This is a genomic window from Dactylosporangium sp. NBC_01737 (assembly GCF_035963215.1).
Taxonomy (GTDB): Bacteria; Actinomycetota; Actinomycetes; order Mycobacteriales; family Micromonosporaceae; genus Dactylosporangium.
Genome location: NZ_CP109153.1, coordinates 11,297,969 through 11,314,342 on the forward strand (window position 1 = coordinate 11,297,969; position 16,374 = coordinate 11,314,342).

Sequence of the window (16,374 nt, forward strand, 5' to 3'; positions counted from 1 at the left end):
CGTGGCGGCGGGCGACCTGTCGCTACTTCCCCCAAAGGTGGCCGGACGGGACCCCAATTCGGGGGGCGAACCGCCGCCGTGCGCTCGATAGCCTGGGGCTCGTGAACTTCCGTTTCGGCCTCCGCGAGCGCATGGCCGTGTCCTATGTGCTCGTGTCGGCGGCGGCCGTCCTGATCGTCGAGGCGGCGCTGCTGGCAGTGATGATCCCGCGGATCCGCGCCGCCGGCGACAGCGTCACCGAGGCCCAGCGGCGTGAGGCCGCGACGGGCAGCGCGAATCTGCGGCTCAAGAGTGAGGTCGCGGCGTCGGATGTCGCGACCGCCATGAGTGACGCAGTCACCGCGATGGATGCCAAGGCGCAGGGCCGGTTCGGCGCGCCGGAGCTGCTGAGCAGTGCCGCCGCCGAGCGCTACCGGGCCCGGCACGACAAGCCGACGGGCGACGGCGACGCGATCGAGGTGGTCGCGACGACCGACGGGCGGGTCGTGCACAGCAACTCCACGGCGTTCCCGGCCGACTCGCGGCTCCCTGCCGAGGCCGACGGGGACGCTGCCGTGCCCCGCAGCGGCACCGCGGACGTCACGGGGATGATCGTCGGCTGGGCCACCCGACCGGTCGAGCTCACCGCCGCGTCGGGCACCTCCCGCACGGTGATCGGGATGGTCTTTGTCCAGACCCCGCCGAAGTCCGCCGGGAGCGGCACACCGGCGACATCCAGGATCGGGGCGGCGGTCACGTCCCTGCAGGCCGCACTCGCGGTGCTGGTTCTGCTGCTGCCGGTCGGCGCGGTGTTCGGGCTGCTCAGCACCGGCCGGGTGATCCGGCGGGTGCACCGGCTGGCCGCCGGTGCCACGGCGATGGCCGGCGGCGACCTGCGGGCCCGCATCCCGGTCGACGGCGCCGACGAGCTGGGCCAGCTGGAGGAGGCGTTCAACACCCTCGCGCAGCGCCTGGACGCGGCCGTCGAGGTCGAGCGGAGCATGGCCGGTGCGGAGGCGCGGCGGGCCGAGCGGACCCGGATCACCCGCGAGCTGCACGACTCGATCTCCCAGGACCTGTTCTCGGCGAGTCTGCTCGCCGGTGGGCTGCGCAGGGCGCTTCCGGCGGACTCGGAGCTGCGCCGGCAGGCCGAGGCGATGGAGGCGTCGCTCGGGCGCACGATGCGGGAGATGCGCGCGATGCTGCTGGAGCTGCGGCCCGTCGCGCTGGAGGACGCCGGCCTCGCCGACGCGCTGACCGAGCTGTGCCGGGCATACGAGGCACGCCTCGGCATCGCCGTCACGGTGCACGTCGATTCCGTGCCGCTGGAGCCGGCGGTCGAGCACGCGGTGCTGCGCATGGTGCAGGAGGCGCTGGGCAACGCCGCCCGGCACGGCGATCCCGGCGCGGTCGACCTGCGGGTGACGGCGGCCGACGGCACGGTGACGGTGACCGTCCACGACGACGGCAGGGGCTTCGACCCGGCGGACGCCGGGCGGCGGCACGGGATGGGGCTTGGGCTGATGCGCGACCGGGTCCGCGAGCTGGGCGGCACCCTCGACGTGGCCAGCGCCCCGCAGCAGGGCACCACGGTCACGGTGCTCCTGCCGGGCGGCGAAGGATGATCCGGGTCCTGATCGTCGACGATCATCAGGTGGTGCGGCAGGGGCTGCGGTTCGTGCTGGAGCAGGAGCCCGACTGCACCGTCGTGGGCGAGTGCGCCGACGGTGACGCGGCGCTCGCGCAGATCGACGCCGTGCGACCCGACGTGGTGCTGCTGGACATGGTGATGCCGGGCCTGGACGGCCTGGGGGTGCTGCACGCGCTGCGGGACCGCGCCGACCGGCCCGCGGTGGTGGTGCTGACGTCGTTCCCGGCCGACGATCTGGTGATGGACGCGGTGCGGGCGGGAGCCACGTCGTATCTGCCGAAGACCACCGCGGTCGACCGGGTCGTCGAGGCGGTCCGGGCGGCGGCGACCGGCGGCAGTGTCCTGGACCCGGGTGTCGCCGCGCTGCTGGTGCGCAGCGTCCGTGACGGCGGTGGCGCCGGTCCGCTGGCGCGGTTGTCGGCCCGGGAGCTCGACGTGCTGGCGGCGTTGTCGCGGGGGCGGTCCAACCGGGAGATCGCCAGGGCGCTGTCGCTCGGCGAGCAGACCGTGAAGTCGTACGTGTCGAGCATCCTGACCAAACTGGACCTGCAGGATCGAACGCAGGCCGCGATCTTCGGACTGCAGCAAGGGCTGGTGCCGCTACGCGACGCCCTGGAGCCCTGACGCCGCAAGGCCGCAAGCCGCGATCTCCGGACCGCAACAAAGCTGGAGCCGTGACGCCACCGCAAGGTCGCACGCAGGCCACGGCGACAAAGGGCGGTGCCCGGGAGCAAAGGTGCTACGGCAGCACCTGGCCGTCGCGCATGACAATCTGGCGGCGGCAGGCGTCGGCGACGGCCTCCTCGTGGGTGACGATCACCATGGTGGTGCCCTCGTTGTTGAGCTCCTGGACGAGGCGCATGATCTCGCCGCCGGCGACGGAGTCGAGGTTGCCGGTCGGCTCGTCGGCGAACACGACGGCCGGCCGGCCGACGAGGGCGCGGGCGATGGCGACCCGCTGGCGCTCGCCGCCGGACAGCTTCGAGGCCAGGTGCGTGAGCCGGTGGCCGAGCCCGACCCGCTGCAGCGCCCGCACCGCGGCCTCGCGCCGTTGTGCTCCCGGCACTCCGCGGTAGAGCAGGCCGGTCGCCACGTTCTCCACCGCCGTCAGCGACTCCAGCAGGAAGAACTGCTGGAAGACCACGCCGACCCGGTGCGCCCGCAGCCCGGCGAGCTCCCGGTCGGACAGGTCCTGCACCGGCTGCCCGGCCAGCAGCACCTGCCCGCTCGTCGGCCGGTCCAGCGCCGCCATCAGGTGCAGCAGCGTCGACTTGCCGGACCCGGAGGCGCCCCGCACGGCGAGCATGTCACCCGCCTCGACGGTGAGGTCGACCCCGCGGACCGACTCGACCGGCGGGTCGCCAGGATAGGTCTTGTACACGTCACGCAGCTCAAGCACGGCCATGCGTCGAGGATCGCCGCCGAGGCGGCGGCCGCGCCTCCCGCAAACGTGGTGCCGTCGCACCACAATCTGGGGGAGGCGCGCCCCGTCAGTTGGTCTTCCACCCCGCGTTGCTGGGGATCGACTTGCCGGCCACCACGACCTCGATGATGGATGGGCCGGTGTCGTTGGCGAGGGCGTCCTTCATGGCGACATCCAGCTCCGCGTACGTGCTGACCTTCCAGCCCTGGCAGCCGAAGACCTCCGACAGCTTGCTGTAGTTCCACGGGTGCAGGACGCAGGACTTGTAGAACGGCTTGTCGGTGGAGAAGACCGACGCGTCGGCGAGCCACTGCTCGACGCCGTAGACGCCGTTGTTGATCACGAAGATGATCGGGTTCAGGCCGAAGCGGGTCTGCGTCGAGAGGCACTGGGCGGTCATCTGGAATCCGCCGTCGCCGGAGAAGACCATCACCCGCTGGTCGTCGCGTTTGGCCAGGGAGAGGCCGGTCGCGGCCGCGGCGATGTAGCCGATCGCCGAGTACGACGACTGCGCGATGAAGCCTCTCGTGGCCGGCACCTTGAGCAGCAGGCTGCCGAAGTAGTTCAGGCTCGAGTCGCTGCCGAGCACGGTGTGCTCGTCGATGTACTGCGGGATGGCGTCGTAGAACCCCTGGTACGTGAGCTCGTCGTCGCCGGCGGGTGCGAGCAGCGCCTTGCTCGCCGGGCGCTGCGGCCGGCCGGCGGCCTTCGGCGGGATCCCGCTCGCCAGCAGCCCGTCGATGAGGTGCTCCAGGGCGATCTGGGGGCTGAAGTAGGTGCCCCACTTGACGGTGTCCAGCGACGCGAAGGCGGTCCTGTCGAAGTCGTGGGTCCAGCCCAGCGTGTTGATGTCCGTCAGCCAGACGCCCAGTGCCAGCACGAAGTCCGACCGCTGCGCCAGGTCCTTGACGTCGGCCGTGGACGCCTGGCCGTCGAACACGCCGGCGAACAGCGGGTCGTCCTCGGACAGGACGGACTTGCTCAGCAGTTCGGTCATGTACGGGACGTTGAGCTGGTGGATCAGGCGCGACGCCTGCTCGTGCAGGCCGAACCGGTCGACCTCCACCCCGACCCAGATGAGCGGGCTGGTGGCCGATTCGAGGCGCTTGGCGATCCGTGCGACCGACTGTTGCAGGTTCGCCTGATCCGACATGACCCTTGCCGGCTTCAGGGTGCCCACCGGCCGCTCGCAGGCGAGGTCGACCATGTCCTGGAGCAGCTCGATGTAGACCGGGCGTCGTTCGGTGATGCACTGCAGCAGCGCGTAGTCGATCAGGACCGGCGCGAGGTCGGGGTTGTCGACCCGCACCGCCGCGGCCGTCAGGTGCTCGAACGCCTGCAGGTCCGTCTCACTGCCGCTGATGAAGTGGTGCGCGCTGAAGCCGGTCTGCTGGAACGTGAGCGTCTTCTTGATGTCCGGGGTGCCGTTGATCAGGACGACCGGCACCTTCTCCACGTAGGCGCCGGCGATGGCGTTCACGGCGCACAGCGCGCCCGCGGAGTAGGTGACGCACAGCGCGCCGATGCCTTTGAGCCTGGCGTACCCGTCGGCGGCGTACCCCGCGTTGAGCTCGTTGACCTCTTCGACGATCTCGATCGTGCTGGGTTGGACGTAGCCGTTCACCCAGTTGATCGTGTAGTCGCCGGCGATGGAGAACAGGTGCTCCAGGCCCAGTTGCGAGAGGCGGTCGACCAGATACTGTCCGACGGTGTAGGGCTTGCCCAGGTCAGTAGTCACTTGCCCCTCCGAACAGCCGCGGCAGGTAGATGTCGAAGATGCCCGGGCACTTGCGCTCGGGGTACCGGTGCAGCATGAAGTCCTTGAATGCCTGGTTCGTCAGTCCGCCCGCGATCGCCTCGCCGGCCGCGGCGAGGTATTCGATGTTGCGGGCGACCTCGTTCTTGTCGGCCGGGAGGCCGTGGCCGGGCATGAACAGGTCGTAGTCCGACAGCAGCATGTCCTGCAGCACCCGGCTCCAGTGCCGCAGGTGGCTGGTCAGGTAGAGATGCGTGCCGCTGTAGATCAGGTCCTGGACGAACTGCACTCCCAGCTCAGGAAGTTTGATGGTGAGCATGGAGTCGATCTCGGTGTCCGTCACCTCCTCGAAGAGGTAGGTCACGCCGCCGATGATGGCTTCGCCGGGCTTGACCATCTCCTGAGGGACGACCACGGTGGAAGGTGCAAGATTGCCCAGCTTCCAGTGGTCGTTGCGGGAGTCCTCGCCGTGCTCCTTGATGAAGCCCGCGGTCTCGGTCAGGGCGTAGATCGGGACGTCGCCGAACGCGGTGCCGAGCCCGAACCAGTGGTCGGGGTGCCGGTGCGACACGTACAGCCGGTCGATCGGTTTGCCGAGACCGTCCGCGTAGTCCCTGAACTGCCGCGCGTACGGGGCGAGGAACTGCGCGTCGACGAGGACCAGGCCGCTCCGGCTCTCGATGATGTGCGTGGCGTTCGCGATGTTGTCGTCCGCGAACGACGCGACGAAGGTGTGGATGCGGACGTCGCCCGCGTGTCTCGCGACCATCGTGACGGGATCTGACAACTGGGCCGGCATCAGGCACCTCCGACGTGAGCGAGCTGCTCCCGCAGCGTCTCCAGCCCGGCGCGGGCGACGTCGTAGGCGCTGGCGCGGTTCGGCTCCGGTTCGTCCTCGCCGGGGCGCCAGAAGCGCCGGCGCGCCATCCGCATGGAGCTGTCGAACGGCGGGATCGCGTTGAACACCTCGACCAGGTACGGCCCCCGGTACACCGGCTCGATCTCGCCCAGGACGGTCTGCCAAGGGATCCAGCTGTCGTGCACCGCGCCACGGTCGGGCGCGGAGATGTGCACGTAGAACAGCCGGTCCTGCTGCACGGCCCTGGCCACGTTGCGCTTGAAGACCGACGGGCCCTGGCTCTCCATCACGACCTGGGCGGTGTCGACCGTCACGCCGCCCGGCAGGCCGTCGAAGCCGTCGAGGAAGTCCAGCACCTCCGAGACCATGTTGGGCGGCGGCGTCTCCCAGCTCTTGACGGGCTCGATGGCGAGCTTCACGTGCTTCGTCGCGGCGTACTCCCCCAGGTCCCGGAAGATGGATCGGGCCGCCAGATACCGCGGCTCCATCCAGTCCAGCAGGGCGTCGCTCCAGATCCCCTCACCGGTGTCCGTGAGCGGGAAGACGCCGTAGGGGTAGAGGAACGGCCCGGACATGATCGAGTCGCCGCCGAGCACCGACGTGATGTCGACCCGTGACTTCAGGTAGGACAGGGCCTCCTTGCGCTGCTCCTCATACGGCGACGTCGGGTCGAAGGTCCGCGTGGTGCCGACGTTGGTGGTGAACTTCGCGTCCTGCAGGCCCGCCTTGTCGAACGCCTTCTTCAGGCCGATGTAGCTGTCGACCTCGAGCTTGTGGTCGACGGACGCCGGCTGGGACGCGATGTGCAGGTCGAAACCGTCGTAGCCCATGTCGGTGAGGGCCTTGAGATGGTCGATCAGGATCCGGGTGTACTGCGTGTCGTCCGGCCGCAGATCGGCGGTGAACATGAAGAAGCTGCAGTAGATCGCTCGACGCATCGTTACCACCCCAGGATCTCGGTGAGATAGGCACGGGCCTTCTTGGCGTACTCGAGCGGGATCGCCTTGTTCGGGTCCTGCTCGGCCTCCACGACCAGCCACCCCTGGTAGCCGGCGTCCGCGAGCGCCTCGAGGATGGGCCGGAAGTCGATGGCGCCGTCGCCGGGCACGGTGAAGACGCCGAGCTCGACGCCCTCCTGGAACGACAGGCCCTCTTCCCGGACCCGGCTCACGACCTCGGGCCGGATGCTCTTCAGATGCACGTGACCGATGCGGTCGGCGTGGGCCCGGGCCAGGTCGAGCGGGTCGTCACCGGCGAAGGCGATGTGCGCGGTGTCCAGCAGCAGGTGTACGAGGGCAGGGTCGGTCGAGGCCATGAGCCGGTCGACGTCGGCGCGGGTCATGACCCCGGTGCCCATGTGATGGTGGTAGCTGAGCTTCATCCCGGCCGAGTTGGCGATCTTGCCGAGGTGCTCCAGGCCCGACGTCAGGGCGTCCCACTGGGCGTCGGTGAACACCGGCCGGTTGGCGAACACGTCGATCGGCAGCAGGTGCGAGGAGGCCCCGAACTCGGCCACGACCAGTTCGGTCCCGCCGAGGGCCTTGATGAGGGCGAGGGTCTCCTCGAAGCTGTCGATCGTCTTCTGCCGCATCTCGTCGATCGTGAAATAGGTGCTCGTCCACGGCTCGGAGATCTGCAGTCCCCGCAGGTCGAGCGCGGCCTTGAGCACCGCCGGCTCGGAGGGGTACTTGTGCCCGATGCTGCAGCCCTGGAAGCCGGCCAGCGCCATCTCGCTCACGGCCTGCCCGAAGGGGATGTCGGCGTCGATGGTCGGGAAGTCGTCGTTCCACCACAGGGTGCAGCAGACGCCCAGCTTCACCCGGTCCGGGCCGAGGCGCTCGGCCAGTAGTGCCGTCATGTCGCTGCACCTTTCAGGTAACGGTTGTCGATGCGGGGTGGCTGGGCCCAGGACCCGTAGCCGGGTGCCTTGGCACCCGGAGGGTTGGCCCCGATGGCCCGCCACAGCAGCCCTTCCTGGTAAGAGGCGGCGGTGACGGCGGAGGCTTCGGCGGCGGCCTTGGCCCCGAAGCTGTCGGTCCACTCGGGTGGCAGTCCGTACCACATCCCCGCGTACCAGAGCTTGATCACGGCGCGGGCCACCGGGCCGAGGCGGTCGTCGCTGAACACCTTGTGCCGCAGGGCCCGGTCGAGGCCCTCGGGGTCGGCCCGGGCCGCCCGGTGCGCGGCGAGCAGGTCGGCGACGACGGCGTCGCCGCAGGCGGCCCGCACCTTCTCCAGGTAGTTGTTCCCCAGGCCGGTGCCGAGCAGGTCGGTCTCCGGGAACGCGGTGAGGTCGACGGACAGGGCGAGGAAGTCCTCCAGTTCCGGCGCGGTCATGACAGCACCCCCTCGAGCACGGGCACCTCGAAGGTCGGGGCGGCGTTCAGCCCGTCGCTGCCGGGCAGCGGATTGCGCATCAGCCGGTTGAAGCCGTCGCGGAGCCGGAACATGTGCCAGACGGCCTCCTGCAGCCGGTCCGGATCGCCGTTGAACGCCGTGGTCAGCAGGGCGAGGAACACGGCGTAGTCGGCGTTGAACGCCTCGGCGGCGGCGGCCAGTTCCGAGCCCGGCGGGTAGTCGGACAGCCGCGCGTTCGTCTTCACCTTGAGGACCTTGTCCCAGTCGACGTCGAGCTCCGGCCCCGACGGCAGGTCGGGGTGGTCGCCGTGCTGGTAGTAGCGGCCGCAGTGCAGCTGCCGGAACCGGTAGTAGTGGGCGAGTTCGCCGTCGGCGTCGTACAGGCCGCTGTCCGAGCCTTCGCCCTGATCGGCGATGAACTGCAGGGCCTTCCGGGCCGTCTCCAGGTCGTGTACCGGGATGATCGCGCCGCCGCCGGAGTAGAAGTACTCAGGCCCGACCTGTCGGGCCGCGTCCCCGCAGAACAGTCCCGGGTCGGCGGCGGCAAGGCGTTCGAGCCCTTCGATGATCTCGGCGTAGAACTCGCCGATGCTGTAGAAGTGCATGCCGTCGACCGTCGGGCTCGCCGCCAGCATGGGTTTGCTGGCATCCGTGCGGATCAGCCGGGACCCGCGGTCCGGCGCCTTGCCGGGTCGTTCGATGTTGCAGAAGGTGTCCACCGCCGCCGGGGAGAACGACCGGAGGTCGACGGTGAAGTCGTCCTCGCCGTCGGGGAGGCGCGCCGGGTACAGCGGCACGAAGCCGGGGCGGGTCAGGTCGGGCCTCCCACCGACGGCGTTGAGGACGTTGGCGACGAGGGTGAGGTGCAGCATCTCCTCGACCGCCACCACCCGGATGATGTGGGCCGCGTCGGAGTTGGTGGTGGAGTCGATCGAGTAGTAGGCGGTGAGGTACGGCGGGATCGTCGCGTGCTCCAACGCCATCGCGGCGTCGAGGTAGCTGATGAGATCGTCCCGGTTGTTGATCGTCGACCCGGTCATGCCGCCACCTCCGCTACGCTCCGGCGTCGGCCTGACCCGAGACTGCGCCCATGGTGCCCGGCTCCTGCGCTGCGCTCCGGCCCGGTCACGCGCCCACCCCCTGCAGCTGCGCGATCTGAATGGGCGCCTGATCGGCGTCGAGCTGGGCGAGCATCGCCCGGGCGCTGCGCAGGCAGAGCGCGGCGACGGTGAGGGTGACGTTGGACGTCCCGATGGTCGGCAGGCTCCCGCCGCCGACCAGGTACAGGTTCTGGTGGTCCCACGAGCGCTGGTCGACGTCGACGACGGAGCTCGACGGGTCGATGCCCATCATGTGGGTCCCGGCCAGGTGGTTCCCGCCGCGTACCTCGTAGCCCTGGCCTTCGTAGGTGGCGTAGCCCCAGAAGTTCGGGTCGTAGTCCGTATGGTCCTCGGCGCCCAGCCGGGCGAAGATGCGCCTGGAGAGCTGGCGGGCGTAGGCGATGCCGCGCATGGTGTAGTCGGGCGTGGCATAGCTCAGAATCGGCCGCATGTTGCCGAGGTGGTCGGTGTACGCGGGGTCGACGCTCACCCGGTTGCTGGGGTTGGCCGGCACCTCGACCATGAACGCCAGCTGCAGCTGGCGAGAGAGCCGGTCGACCAGGCCCTGCCGGAGGGCCTCACCGTAGCGGCCGCCGTTGTCCACCAGGTCGATCAGGTCGGTCGTCGGCGCGCCGCGGGCCCAGCCCCAGCCGTCGTTGTGGATGTCGACGCTGAACGCCGCCTGCCGGCGCCGGAACCGGCCGCCGCGCAGGTCCGTGATACCGCCGGTGCAGTTCGTGCCCCGCCAGGTGCCGGCGACCTCCGGCAGCAGGGCCCAGGCCAGCAGGTAGGCGTGGTCCATGAAGTTGCGGCCCATCAGGCCGCTGGAGCTGTGCAGGCCGGAGGCCAGCATCAGGCGCGGGTTCTCGACCGCGTTGGCGGCCAGCACGTACAGCCGGCCCCGGGCCCTGACCGTGGTCCACTCGGTGCTGTCGGGACGCTCGTAGCGGCGGTACTCGATCTCCCGGACCCGGCCCGACACCTCGTCGACGTGCACCTTGTACGCCACCGCCTGGGCGACCAGGTCCACCAGCCCGCTGCGCAGCGCTGGGGCGAGGGTCTTGCCGGCGTTGTACTTCGCCTGCACCGGGCAGATCGGCACGCAGTTGTTGTTGCCCTGGCAGCGGCCGCCGACCTCGACCTGGTAGGTGCTGACCGCACCTCGGGGGACGTAGCCCTTGCCGCCGTCGTAGGCGGGGTTGGGGATGCCGTTGCGGCCCTGCGGGAACGGCCGCACCCGCAGCTGCGTCCGCTCGCCGTCGAGCTCGACCGGCATGCCGTCCACGTCCCTGGCCACCATCTTGTCCAGGTAGGACAGCGGCAGGCCCTTCATCGGGAACACGTAGCCGTCGTCGAAGGTCATGCCGAGGTAGGCCTGGTCCTCGACGTCGGCCGACACGCCGATCTCCCGCTCGGCCTCGTTGTAGTAGGGCGCGAGGTCGTCGTAGGTGAGCGGCCAGTCGTTGCCCTCGCCGTACAGGGTGCGCATCCGGAAGTCGTCGGGCAGCATGCGCAGCGTCTTGGCCTCCCAGTGCATGGTCGTGCCGCCGAGGACGCGCGTGTACGTCGTGTCGGTGGCGAACGGCCCGCTCTGCACGATGTACGCCGAGGCGTCCGGGGTGCCGGGGAAGATGCGGCGCGCGTCGGTCCCCCTGGGCATCGGCGCGTTCAGGTTCAACGGGTACGGGGACTGGTTGTCCTTGCTCGTCGCGGTGTAGAAGCGGTCGAGGTAGCTCTCGTACCCGCGCAGCGTCAGGTCCTCGGCCGGTCCGGCCTCGAGGATCAGCACCCGCTTGCCCGCCTCGCTCAGCCGGGCGGCGATGATGGCGCCGGCGATGCCGGCACCGACGATGACCGCGTCGTAGAGCACGTCGGCGGCGGCGTCGTGGTCGGTGCGGTTCGCCGCACCTTCGGGGAATTTCACGAACATGGCGCGGTCACCCTTCAGACGGCCGCGGCGCGGGCACGCATGGCCGACAGGTAGGCCGCGTAGCTCCACGTGAGGTTGTGGACGCTGCGCTCGTACCCCGTGGTGCCGTCGAACTGCTCGGACAGCTCGAAGTGGTCGCTGTGGTACACGACGGCCCGTACCATGGCGTCACCGGTCGCGACGAGGGCCTTGGCTGCGCCTTCGGCGGGGGTCGACCCGCTGATGCCCGACTGGGCGAAGAACGGCGCGGACACCTCGTCGAAGGGCACGCGGCCGCTCGACCTGATCTCGGTGGCCAGCCGGTAGTGCAGCTCCGCGCCGTTGCAGGTGGACAGGGCCCACGGGTGACCGCCCAGCACCGGGTGGGCCGTGTCACCGTCGTACACGTCGCCGGGGTAGCGGCCGAAGAGCGGGCCGATGCCCAGGCGCTTGTCGGTCTGGTTGATCGGGTAGCAGGCGATGCCGCCCTCCTCCCACTGCGCACGCAGCTGGGCGGCGGTCGCCAGCAGCTTGGGGTCGGTGCAAGGCACCGCGCCGTAGACGGACGCCTGGACGATGTCGATGTTGGGGTCGTAGCCGCTGACCACCGGGTGCTGCGGCGAGGGAGCGCTGCCGTCGCCGGGGTCGGCCACCATGCTGATGTACTTCGTGCCGTCCCAGTGCCAGTCGAGGGCCTGGCGCAGCCAGTCGACGGCCGCCTGCAGCCCGCCGGGCTTGTCGATCCCTTCGACCCGCGTGGCCTGCACCTCCATGAAGCAGCGCAGCTGGGCGGCGCGGGCGAAGAAGCTGTAGCCGACGTGCTCCTCCCACAGGTTGGTCGTGGGTTCCCGGTACACGTCGAGCAGGAAGGCCACATTGGCGTTGATGAGCGCCACGGCGGTCTTCTGGATGCCGGGGTCCAGCTGGTCGTAGGCCGCCAGGATGGTGACCGTCTGCAGGGCCGGCCCGTCGTTCTGCTCCGTCCACGGCCGGGCGTCCCCGGCGATGGTGAAACAGGCGTGGCCCTTGGTCGGCTGCGCGTTGGAGTGGCACAGCTCGGCGAACTGGACGTAGTCGTTGAGCGTCTGCGCCGACAACCCGCCCGTGCGGGCCGGCACGTCGGCCCTGGCCACCTCCATGGCGGTGATGGCGCCGTCACGGACCCAGTTGAAGACGTAGTCCTCGTCGATGCCGGCGGTGTCGGCCGGGAACGACGGTGCGGCGATGACGCAGCCCGGCTTGGAGTCCTTGGAGTAGTCGCCGGGCGCCTGCGGGTCGCTGAAGATGAACCCGTCACTGGCGATGTTCCTGGACATGAGCGCATACATCAGTGGCACAAGGGACGGCAGGTCGACGGTCCCGGGCGCCAGAGAGTTCTGGACCAGGGCCCGCGGCTGCGCCGTGGCTTCCGAGCGGTTCGTGCGGGCTGGCACGCTGAGCGTGGATTGTGACATTCGAGGTACGCCTTTCGTGTTCTACGAAACGGGAACAGTTGGGCGCCGGGATGCGGTCACTCGCGCCGGCAGATGATGCGCATGTCCTCGGGGACAGTCCTTCAACCGGTCGACCTTCCACCCGTTCCAGACGGGCTCGACAACCCAATCTTCCCAGGTCAGAAGGCTTCTGTCGGAGGTTTGATCACATCACCGGCACGACTCCGGCCCGGCCGTTGCCGACGGTGTCGAGCCCGTCGATCCGCCCCGGGCCGGCCCGGTCGCCGTCGCGTCCTATGTGGACAGCCACCCCGGCCGTGCGGACACTCGTCCGCCGGCGCGGACCTGCGCGACAGATCGGTGCGGTCCTCGCCGCCGCCGGCGGAGTCCGGCAGGGCTGACCGGGCGGTCCCCGGGGTGGAGCGGAGGGGGCGGAAGGGTTACGGTTCTCGATCGGTGGCAGGGTGCGGGGGCAGCTCACCGGGTGCGGCCCCGGCCATGCTGGATCGGGAGGCTGGTGGCATGGCGGCGAACGGTAACGGGTGGCCCCCGCCCGCCCAGCCCGGGCCGGTCGGCGACCAGGGGCAGCCGCGCTGGACCGCCCCGCCCGCCGCCGATGCCGCACCGGCCGACGTCTGGAGTCCGACGGATCCCGATGAGACGGGCACCGCCGAGCGGCCGCTGGTGGTGCCGTCCGGCCCGCCGCCGCTCTCCTACGGCCCCGCCGCCAACCCCGCCCCGCCGTTCCCGGCGCAACCGTCGCCCGCGCCGTCTGCGGCCCTGCCCGCGCCCGCGGCGCCGTTCGTTGCGCCACCGGTGCCGGCGCCGCCAGCCGTGACGCCGACCGCGTCGTCGTTCGCTGCACCACCATTGCCCGCGCCGCCGACCGTGGCGCCGTTCGTTGCGCCACCACTGCCCGCGTCGTCGTTCGCTGCACCACCATCGCCCACGGCATCGTTTGCGGCGCCACCGGTGTCGATGCCGATGGCCACGGCGCCGTTCGTGGCGCCGCCACTGCCCACGGCGTCGTTCGCGGCGCCCCCGGTGTCGGCGCCCCCGGCCGCGCCGTCGTTCGCGGCGCCACCGGTATCGGTGCTACCGGCCGCGCCACCGGTATCGGTGCTACCGGCCGCGCCACCGGTATCGGTGCTACCGGCCGCGCCACCGGTATCGGTGCTACCGGCCGCGCCGCCGGTGTCGGTGCCGGCCGCCGGTGTCGTGCCGGACGTGCCGCCGACGCCCTTCGTCGCTGAACCGGCCCCGGCGGTGCGCGGGCGCATGGGGATGATCCTCGCCGCCGCCGGGCTCACGCTGCTCGTCGTGGTCGGCACCGTCGTCGCCGTCAAGGTGTCCCGGTCCGGTGGTGGCGCCCCGCCGGCCGTCGCGCAGGACGCGGACCCGTCCAGGGCCGGCAACGAGGCCGCCGCCGCGTCCGGAGCCCCGGACGGCGCGCGTGACCCCGCGTCGCCGCTGCCGAGCGCCTCGGTGCCGCCCGCCCAGCTGAAGCCCGGCTTCCGGCTCAACGCGGGCCAGGCAATGCGCTCGGTCAACGGCAAGTACACCCTCACGCAGCAGCCGGACGGCAACCTCGTCCTCGCCGACGACGCGAAGAAGGTGCGGTGGTCGTCGCAGACGCCGTCGAACGCCGGCGCGTACACCAGCTTCACCCGCGACGGCGACCTCGTCGTGTACGCCAAGGGCGGCAGCGTGCTGTGGCGCAGCGCCACCGGCGGGAAGGGCGCTTTGCTGGAGGTGCAGGACAACGGCAACGCCGTGGTGTCGCAGGCCGGACGGCAGGAGGTGTGGTCCAGCCAGGCGGAGCAGGCGCGGCTGTACCCCGGCCAGGCGCTGATCTCCGGGCAGCAGCGGCGCACCGCCGACGGCCGGTTCGCCCTCGCGCAGCAGCCCGACGGCAACCTCGTGGTCGTCAACGCCGACAAGAAGGTCATCTGGAGCGCGCAGACCGGCGGCCACTCCGGCGCGTCGACGCGGATGCAGACCGACGGCAACCTCGTCGTCTACGGTACCGACAAGCAACCCCTGTGGTCGTCGAGCACGTACGGCAGCACCGGGGTCGCAGCCGTGCTCAACGCCGACGGCAACCTCGTCCTCAGCACCGGCGGAAAGGTCCTCTGGGCCACGACGACCGACGGCATCAGCAAGCTGACACTCGGCCAGCGTCTCCTGTCCGGGCAGTCCCGCGCCGCCGCGAAGGGCGGCTACACGCTGCTGCAGCAGCCCGACGGCAACCTCGTGCTGCAGAATTCGGCGAAGACCGTCGTGTGGCGCAGCGGTACCAGCGGACACCCCGGCGCGTCGACGCGGATGCAGACCGACGGCAACCTCGTCGTCTACGACGCCGCCGGCAAGGCGCTGTGGAGCACCAAGACCTACGGCAAGGCCGCCACGTACCTGCTGGTCCAGGACGACGGCTCGGCGGTGCTGTACACCGCGGCCAAGAAGGCCGTCTGGACGAGCAAGACCGCCTGAGCCGCCAACGCCCGGTGAAAGTTTCGTCGCATTCCCTGCGGATTTCCGCTCCCACCTTGCCGAAAAGGTTTTCGGCGCGCACCGTGACGGAGGTCAATATCCGACTCCATTGATGAAAGGGGATGCGATGCGGTATCGCGGCCTCTTGCTCGTCGCCGCCACGATCGGCCTCGTCGCGGGCGGCGCGGCGGTCGCCACCACGTCGGCCGGCGCCGCCGCGGCCGGCTGCCGGGTGGCCTACACGATCAGCTCGCAGTGGCAGGGCGGGTTCGGCGCCACCGTGGCGGTCACCAACCTCGGCGACCCGATCAACGGCTGGACGCTGACTTGGAGCTTCGCCACCGGCCAGAGCGTCACGCAGGCCTGGAACGCGACCGTGACGCAGAGCGGCACCAGCGTCTCGGCCGTGAACGCCGGCTACAACGCCGCGCTGGGCACCGGCGCGAGCACGTCGTTCGGCTTCAACGGCGCCTGGAGCGGCTCGAACCCGGTGCCCGCCACCTTCCGGCTCAACAACGTGGTGTGCACCGGCACCGTCGGACCGACCACAAGCGCCTCACCGACACGAACGGCATCGCCGTCGCCCAGCACCTCCGCCACGCCCGGCAACCCCGGCACGAGGACGGTGCGGGTGTTCTGGCTCAAGCCGACCAACGTCGCCTTCGACCAGCGCTACCCCGACGGCATCGCCAACGTCATGCGCGAGGCGCAACGCTACTACCGCCAGGAGCTCGGCAAGACGTTCGCGCTCAACGCCACCGTCGTCGAGACCGTCAACGGCGAGCACGACACCACCTGGTACATCAACACCAACTGCGACCCCGGCGGCGACCGCTACTGGTGCGTGGTCGCCAACATGCAGGCGGAACTGCGGCGCCGCTTCGGCCTCGCCAACCCCGACAGCCGCTGGCTGGTCGTCGGCGAGATCAGCGCCGAGGACGTCGGCAAGTCCGGCGGCGGCGCCAGCCCCGGCTGGGTCCTGCTCTCCGGCCACGACGCCGACGGCGGCGCCGGGCTCAACGGCCCGATGAACCGCTGGTACGGCGGCATGGTCCACGAGCTCGGCCACGGCTTCGGCCTGCCGGACTCCACGTCCACGGACGGCACCCCCATGTCCGCGTCGTTCTACAGCTACCCGAACACCCACTTCAGCCAGGCACAGAAGAACGCCATCCTCGCCGGTCCATACGGGAGTTTCCTCAGCTAGGGCGGCTCACGTCAGCGCCACGTCAGCGGTGGCTGCGACCGTGCCCGGCACGGGTGTTGAGGGCGGAAGCGACACGACGGCGACGGGCTCGGTGATCTCGTTGCCCAAGGGCGGCGGCGCGGTCGGCGGGTTGGGTGAGAAGTTCGCGCCCGACCTGTTCACCGGGGCCGGCACCTTCTCGGTGCCGGCCGAGGTGCCGGCCGGTCGGC

14 protein-coding genes are annotated in these 16,374 nt (G+C 70.7%); 4 read left to right on the forward strand and 10 right to left on the reverse strand.

Annotation, left to right across the window (positions count from 1 at the left end; all coding sequences use genetic code 11):
• Positions 1-101 precede the first annotated feature (101 nt).
• Together OHA72_RS52015 and OHA72_RS52020 are read left to right on the forward strand one after the other, a co-directional pair.
• Positions 102-1,604: a sensor histidine kinase gene (locus tag OHA72_RS52015; protein WP_327003524.1), complete on the forward strand. Its 1,503-nt coding sequence runs from the start codon at positions 102-104 to the stop codon at positions 1,602-1,604.
• Positions 1,601-2,254, forward strand: a complete 654-nt coding sequence (locus OHA72_RS52020) for a response regulator (protein ID WP_327003525.1) — start codon at positions 1,601-1,603, stop codon at positions 2,252-2,254. Before OHA72_RS52015 ends, OHA72_RS52020 begins: the two co-directional genes overlap by 4 nt.
• A gap of 115 nt (positions 2,255-2,369) precedes the next feature.
• On the opposite strand, the gene OHA72_RS52025 is transcribed toward OHA72_RS52020, so the two are convergent.
• The 10 genes from OHA72_RS52025 to OHA72_RS52070 form a co-directional block, all read right to left on the reverse strand.
• Positions 2,370-3,029, reverse strand: a complete 660-nt coding sequence (locus tag OHA72_RS52025) for an ABC transporter ATP-binding protein (protein WP_327011825.1) — start codon at positions 3,027-3,029, stop codon at positions 2,370-2,372.
• 91 nt (positions 3,030-3,120) lie between these two features.
• Positions 3,121-4,791, reverse strand: coding sequence for an alpha-keto acid decarboxylase family protein (locus OHA72_RS52030; protein ID WP_327003526.1), 1,671 nt, complete (start codon positions 4,789-4,791; stop codon positions 3,121-3,123).
• Entirely contained in the window at positions 4,781-5,578 is a 798-nt protein-coding gene (locus OHA72_RS52035; protein WP_327003527.1) for an MBL fold metallo-hydrolase, read from the reverse strand. The genes OHA72_RS52030 and OHA72_RS52035 overlap by 11 nt, the downstream gene beginning before the upstream one ends.
• Positions 5,579-5,607: 29 nt before the next feature.
• Complete coding sequence (locus tag OHA72_RS52040) at positions 5,608-6,606, reverse strand: sugar phosphate isomerase/epimerase family protein (RefSeq protein WP_327003528.1); 999 nt, start codon at positions 6,604-6,606, stop codon at positions 5,608-5,610.
• Positions 6,607-6,608: 2 nt separating this feature from the next.
• Entirely contained in the window at positions 6,609-7,526 is a 918-nt protein-coding gene (gene iolE / locus OHA72_RS52045; RefSeq protein ID WP_327003529.1) for a myo-inosose-2 dehydratase, read from the reverse strand.
• Entirely contained in the window at positions 7,523-8,005 is a 483-nt protein-coding gene (locus tag OHA72_RS52050) for a hypothetical protein (RefSeq protein WP_327003530.1), read from the reverse strand. The genes iolE and OHA72_RS52050 overlap by 4 nt, the downstream gene beginning before the upstream one ends.
• Entirely contained in the window at positions 8,002-9,066 is a 1,065-nt protein-coding gene (locus tag OHA72_RS52055) for a ferritin-like domain-containing protein (RefSeq protein WP_327003531.1), read from the reverse strand. The genes OHA72_RS52050 and OHA72_RS52055 overlap by 4 nt, the downstream gene beginning before the upstream one ends.
• An 85-nt stretch (positions 9,067-9,151) precedes the next feature.
• A complete protein-coding gene (locus OHA72_RS52060; RefSeq protein WP_327003532.1) occupies positions 9,152-11,056 on the reverse strand; it encodes a GMC family oxidoreductase in 1,905 nt (634 codons plus the stop codon).
• Positions 11,057-11,070: 14 nt separating this feature from the next.
• On the reverse strand, positions 11,071-12,468 hold the full coding sequence (locus OHA72_RS52065; protein ID WP_327003533.1) for a glycoside hydrolase family 15 protein: 1,398 nt from the start codon (positions 12,466-12,468) through the stop codon (positions 11,071-11,073).
• Between the two features lie 713 nt (positions 12,469-13,181).
• Positions 13,182-13,748 carry a hypothetical protein gene (locus OHA72_RS52070; RefSeq protein ID WP_327003534.1) on the reverse strand — a complete coding sequence of 189 codons (567 nt, stop codon included), beginning with the start codon at positions 13,746-13,748 and terminating at the stop codon, positions 13,182-13,184.
• Between OHA72_RS52070 and OHA72_RS52075 the strand changes: the two genes are divergently transcribed.
• Both OHA72_RS52075 and OHA72_RS52080 read left to right on the forward strand, forming a co-directional pair.
• Positions 13,747-14,958 carry a hypothetical protein gene (locus OHA72_RS52075; protein ID WP_327003535.1) on the forward strand — a complete coding sequence of 404 codons (1,212 nt, stop codon included), beginning with the start codon at positions 13,747-13,749 and terminating at the stop codon, positions 14,956-14,958. The genes OHA72_RS52070 and OHA72_RS52075 overlap by 2 nt on opposite strands.
• A 127-nt stretch (positions 14,959-15,085) precedes the next feature.
• Positions 15,086-16,165: a cellulose binding domain-containing protein gene (locus OHA72_RS52080; RefSeq protein WP_327003536.1), complete on the forward strand. Its 1,080-nt coding sequence runs from the start codon at positions 15,086-15,088 to the stop codon at positions 16,163-16,165.
• Positions 16,166-16,374 lie beyond the last annotated feature (209 nt).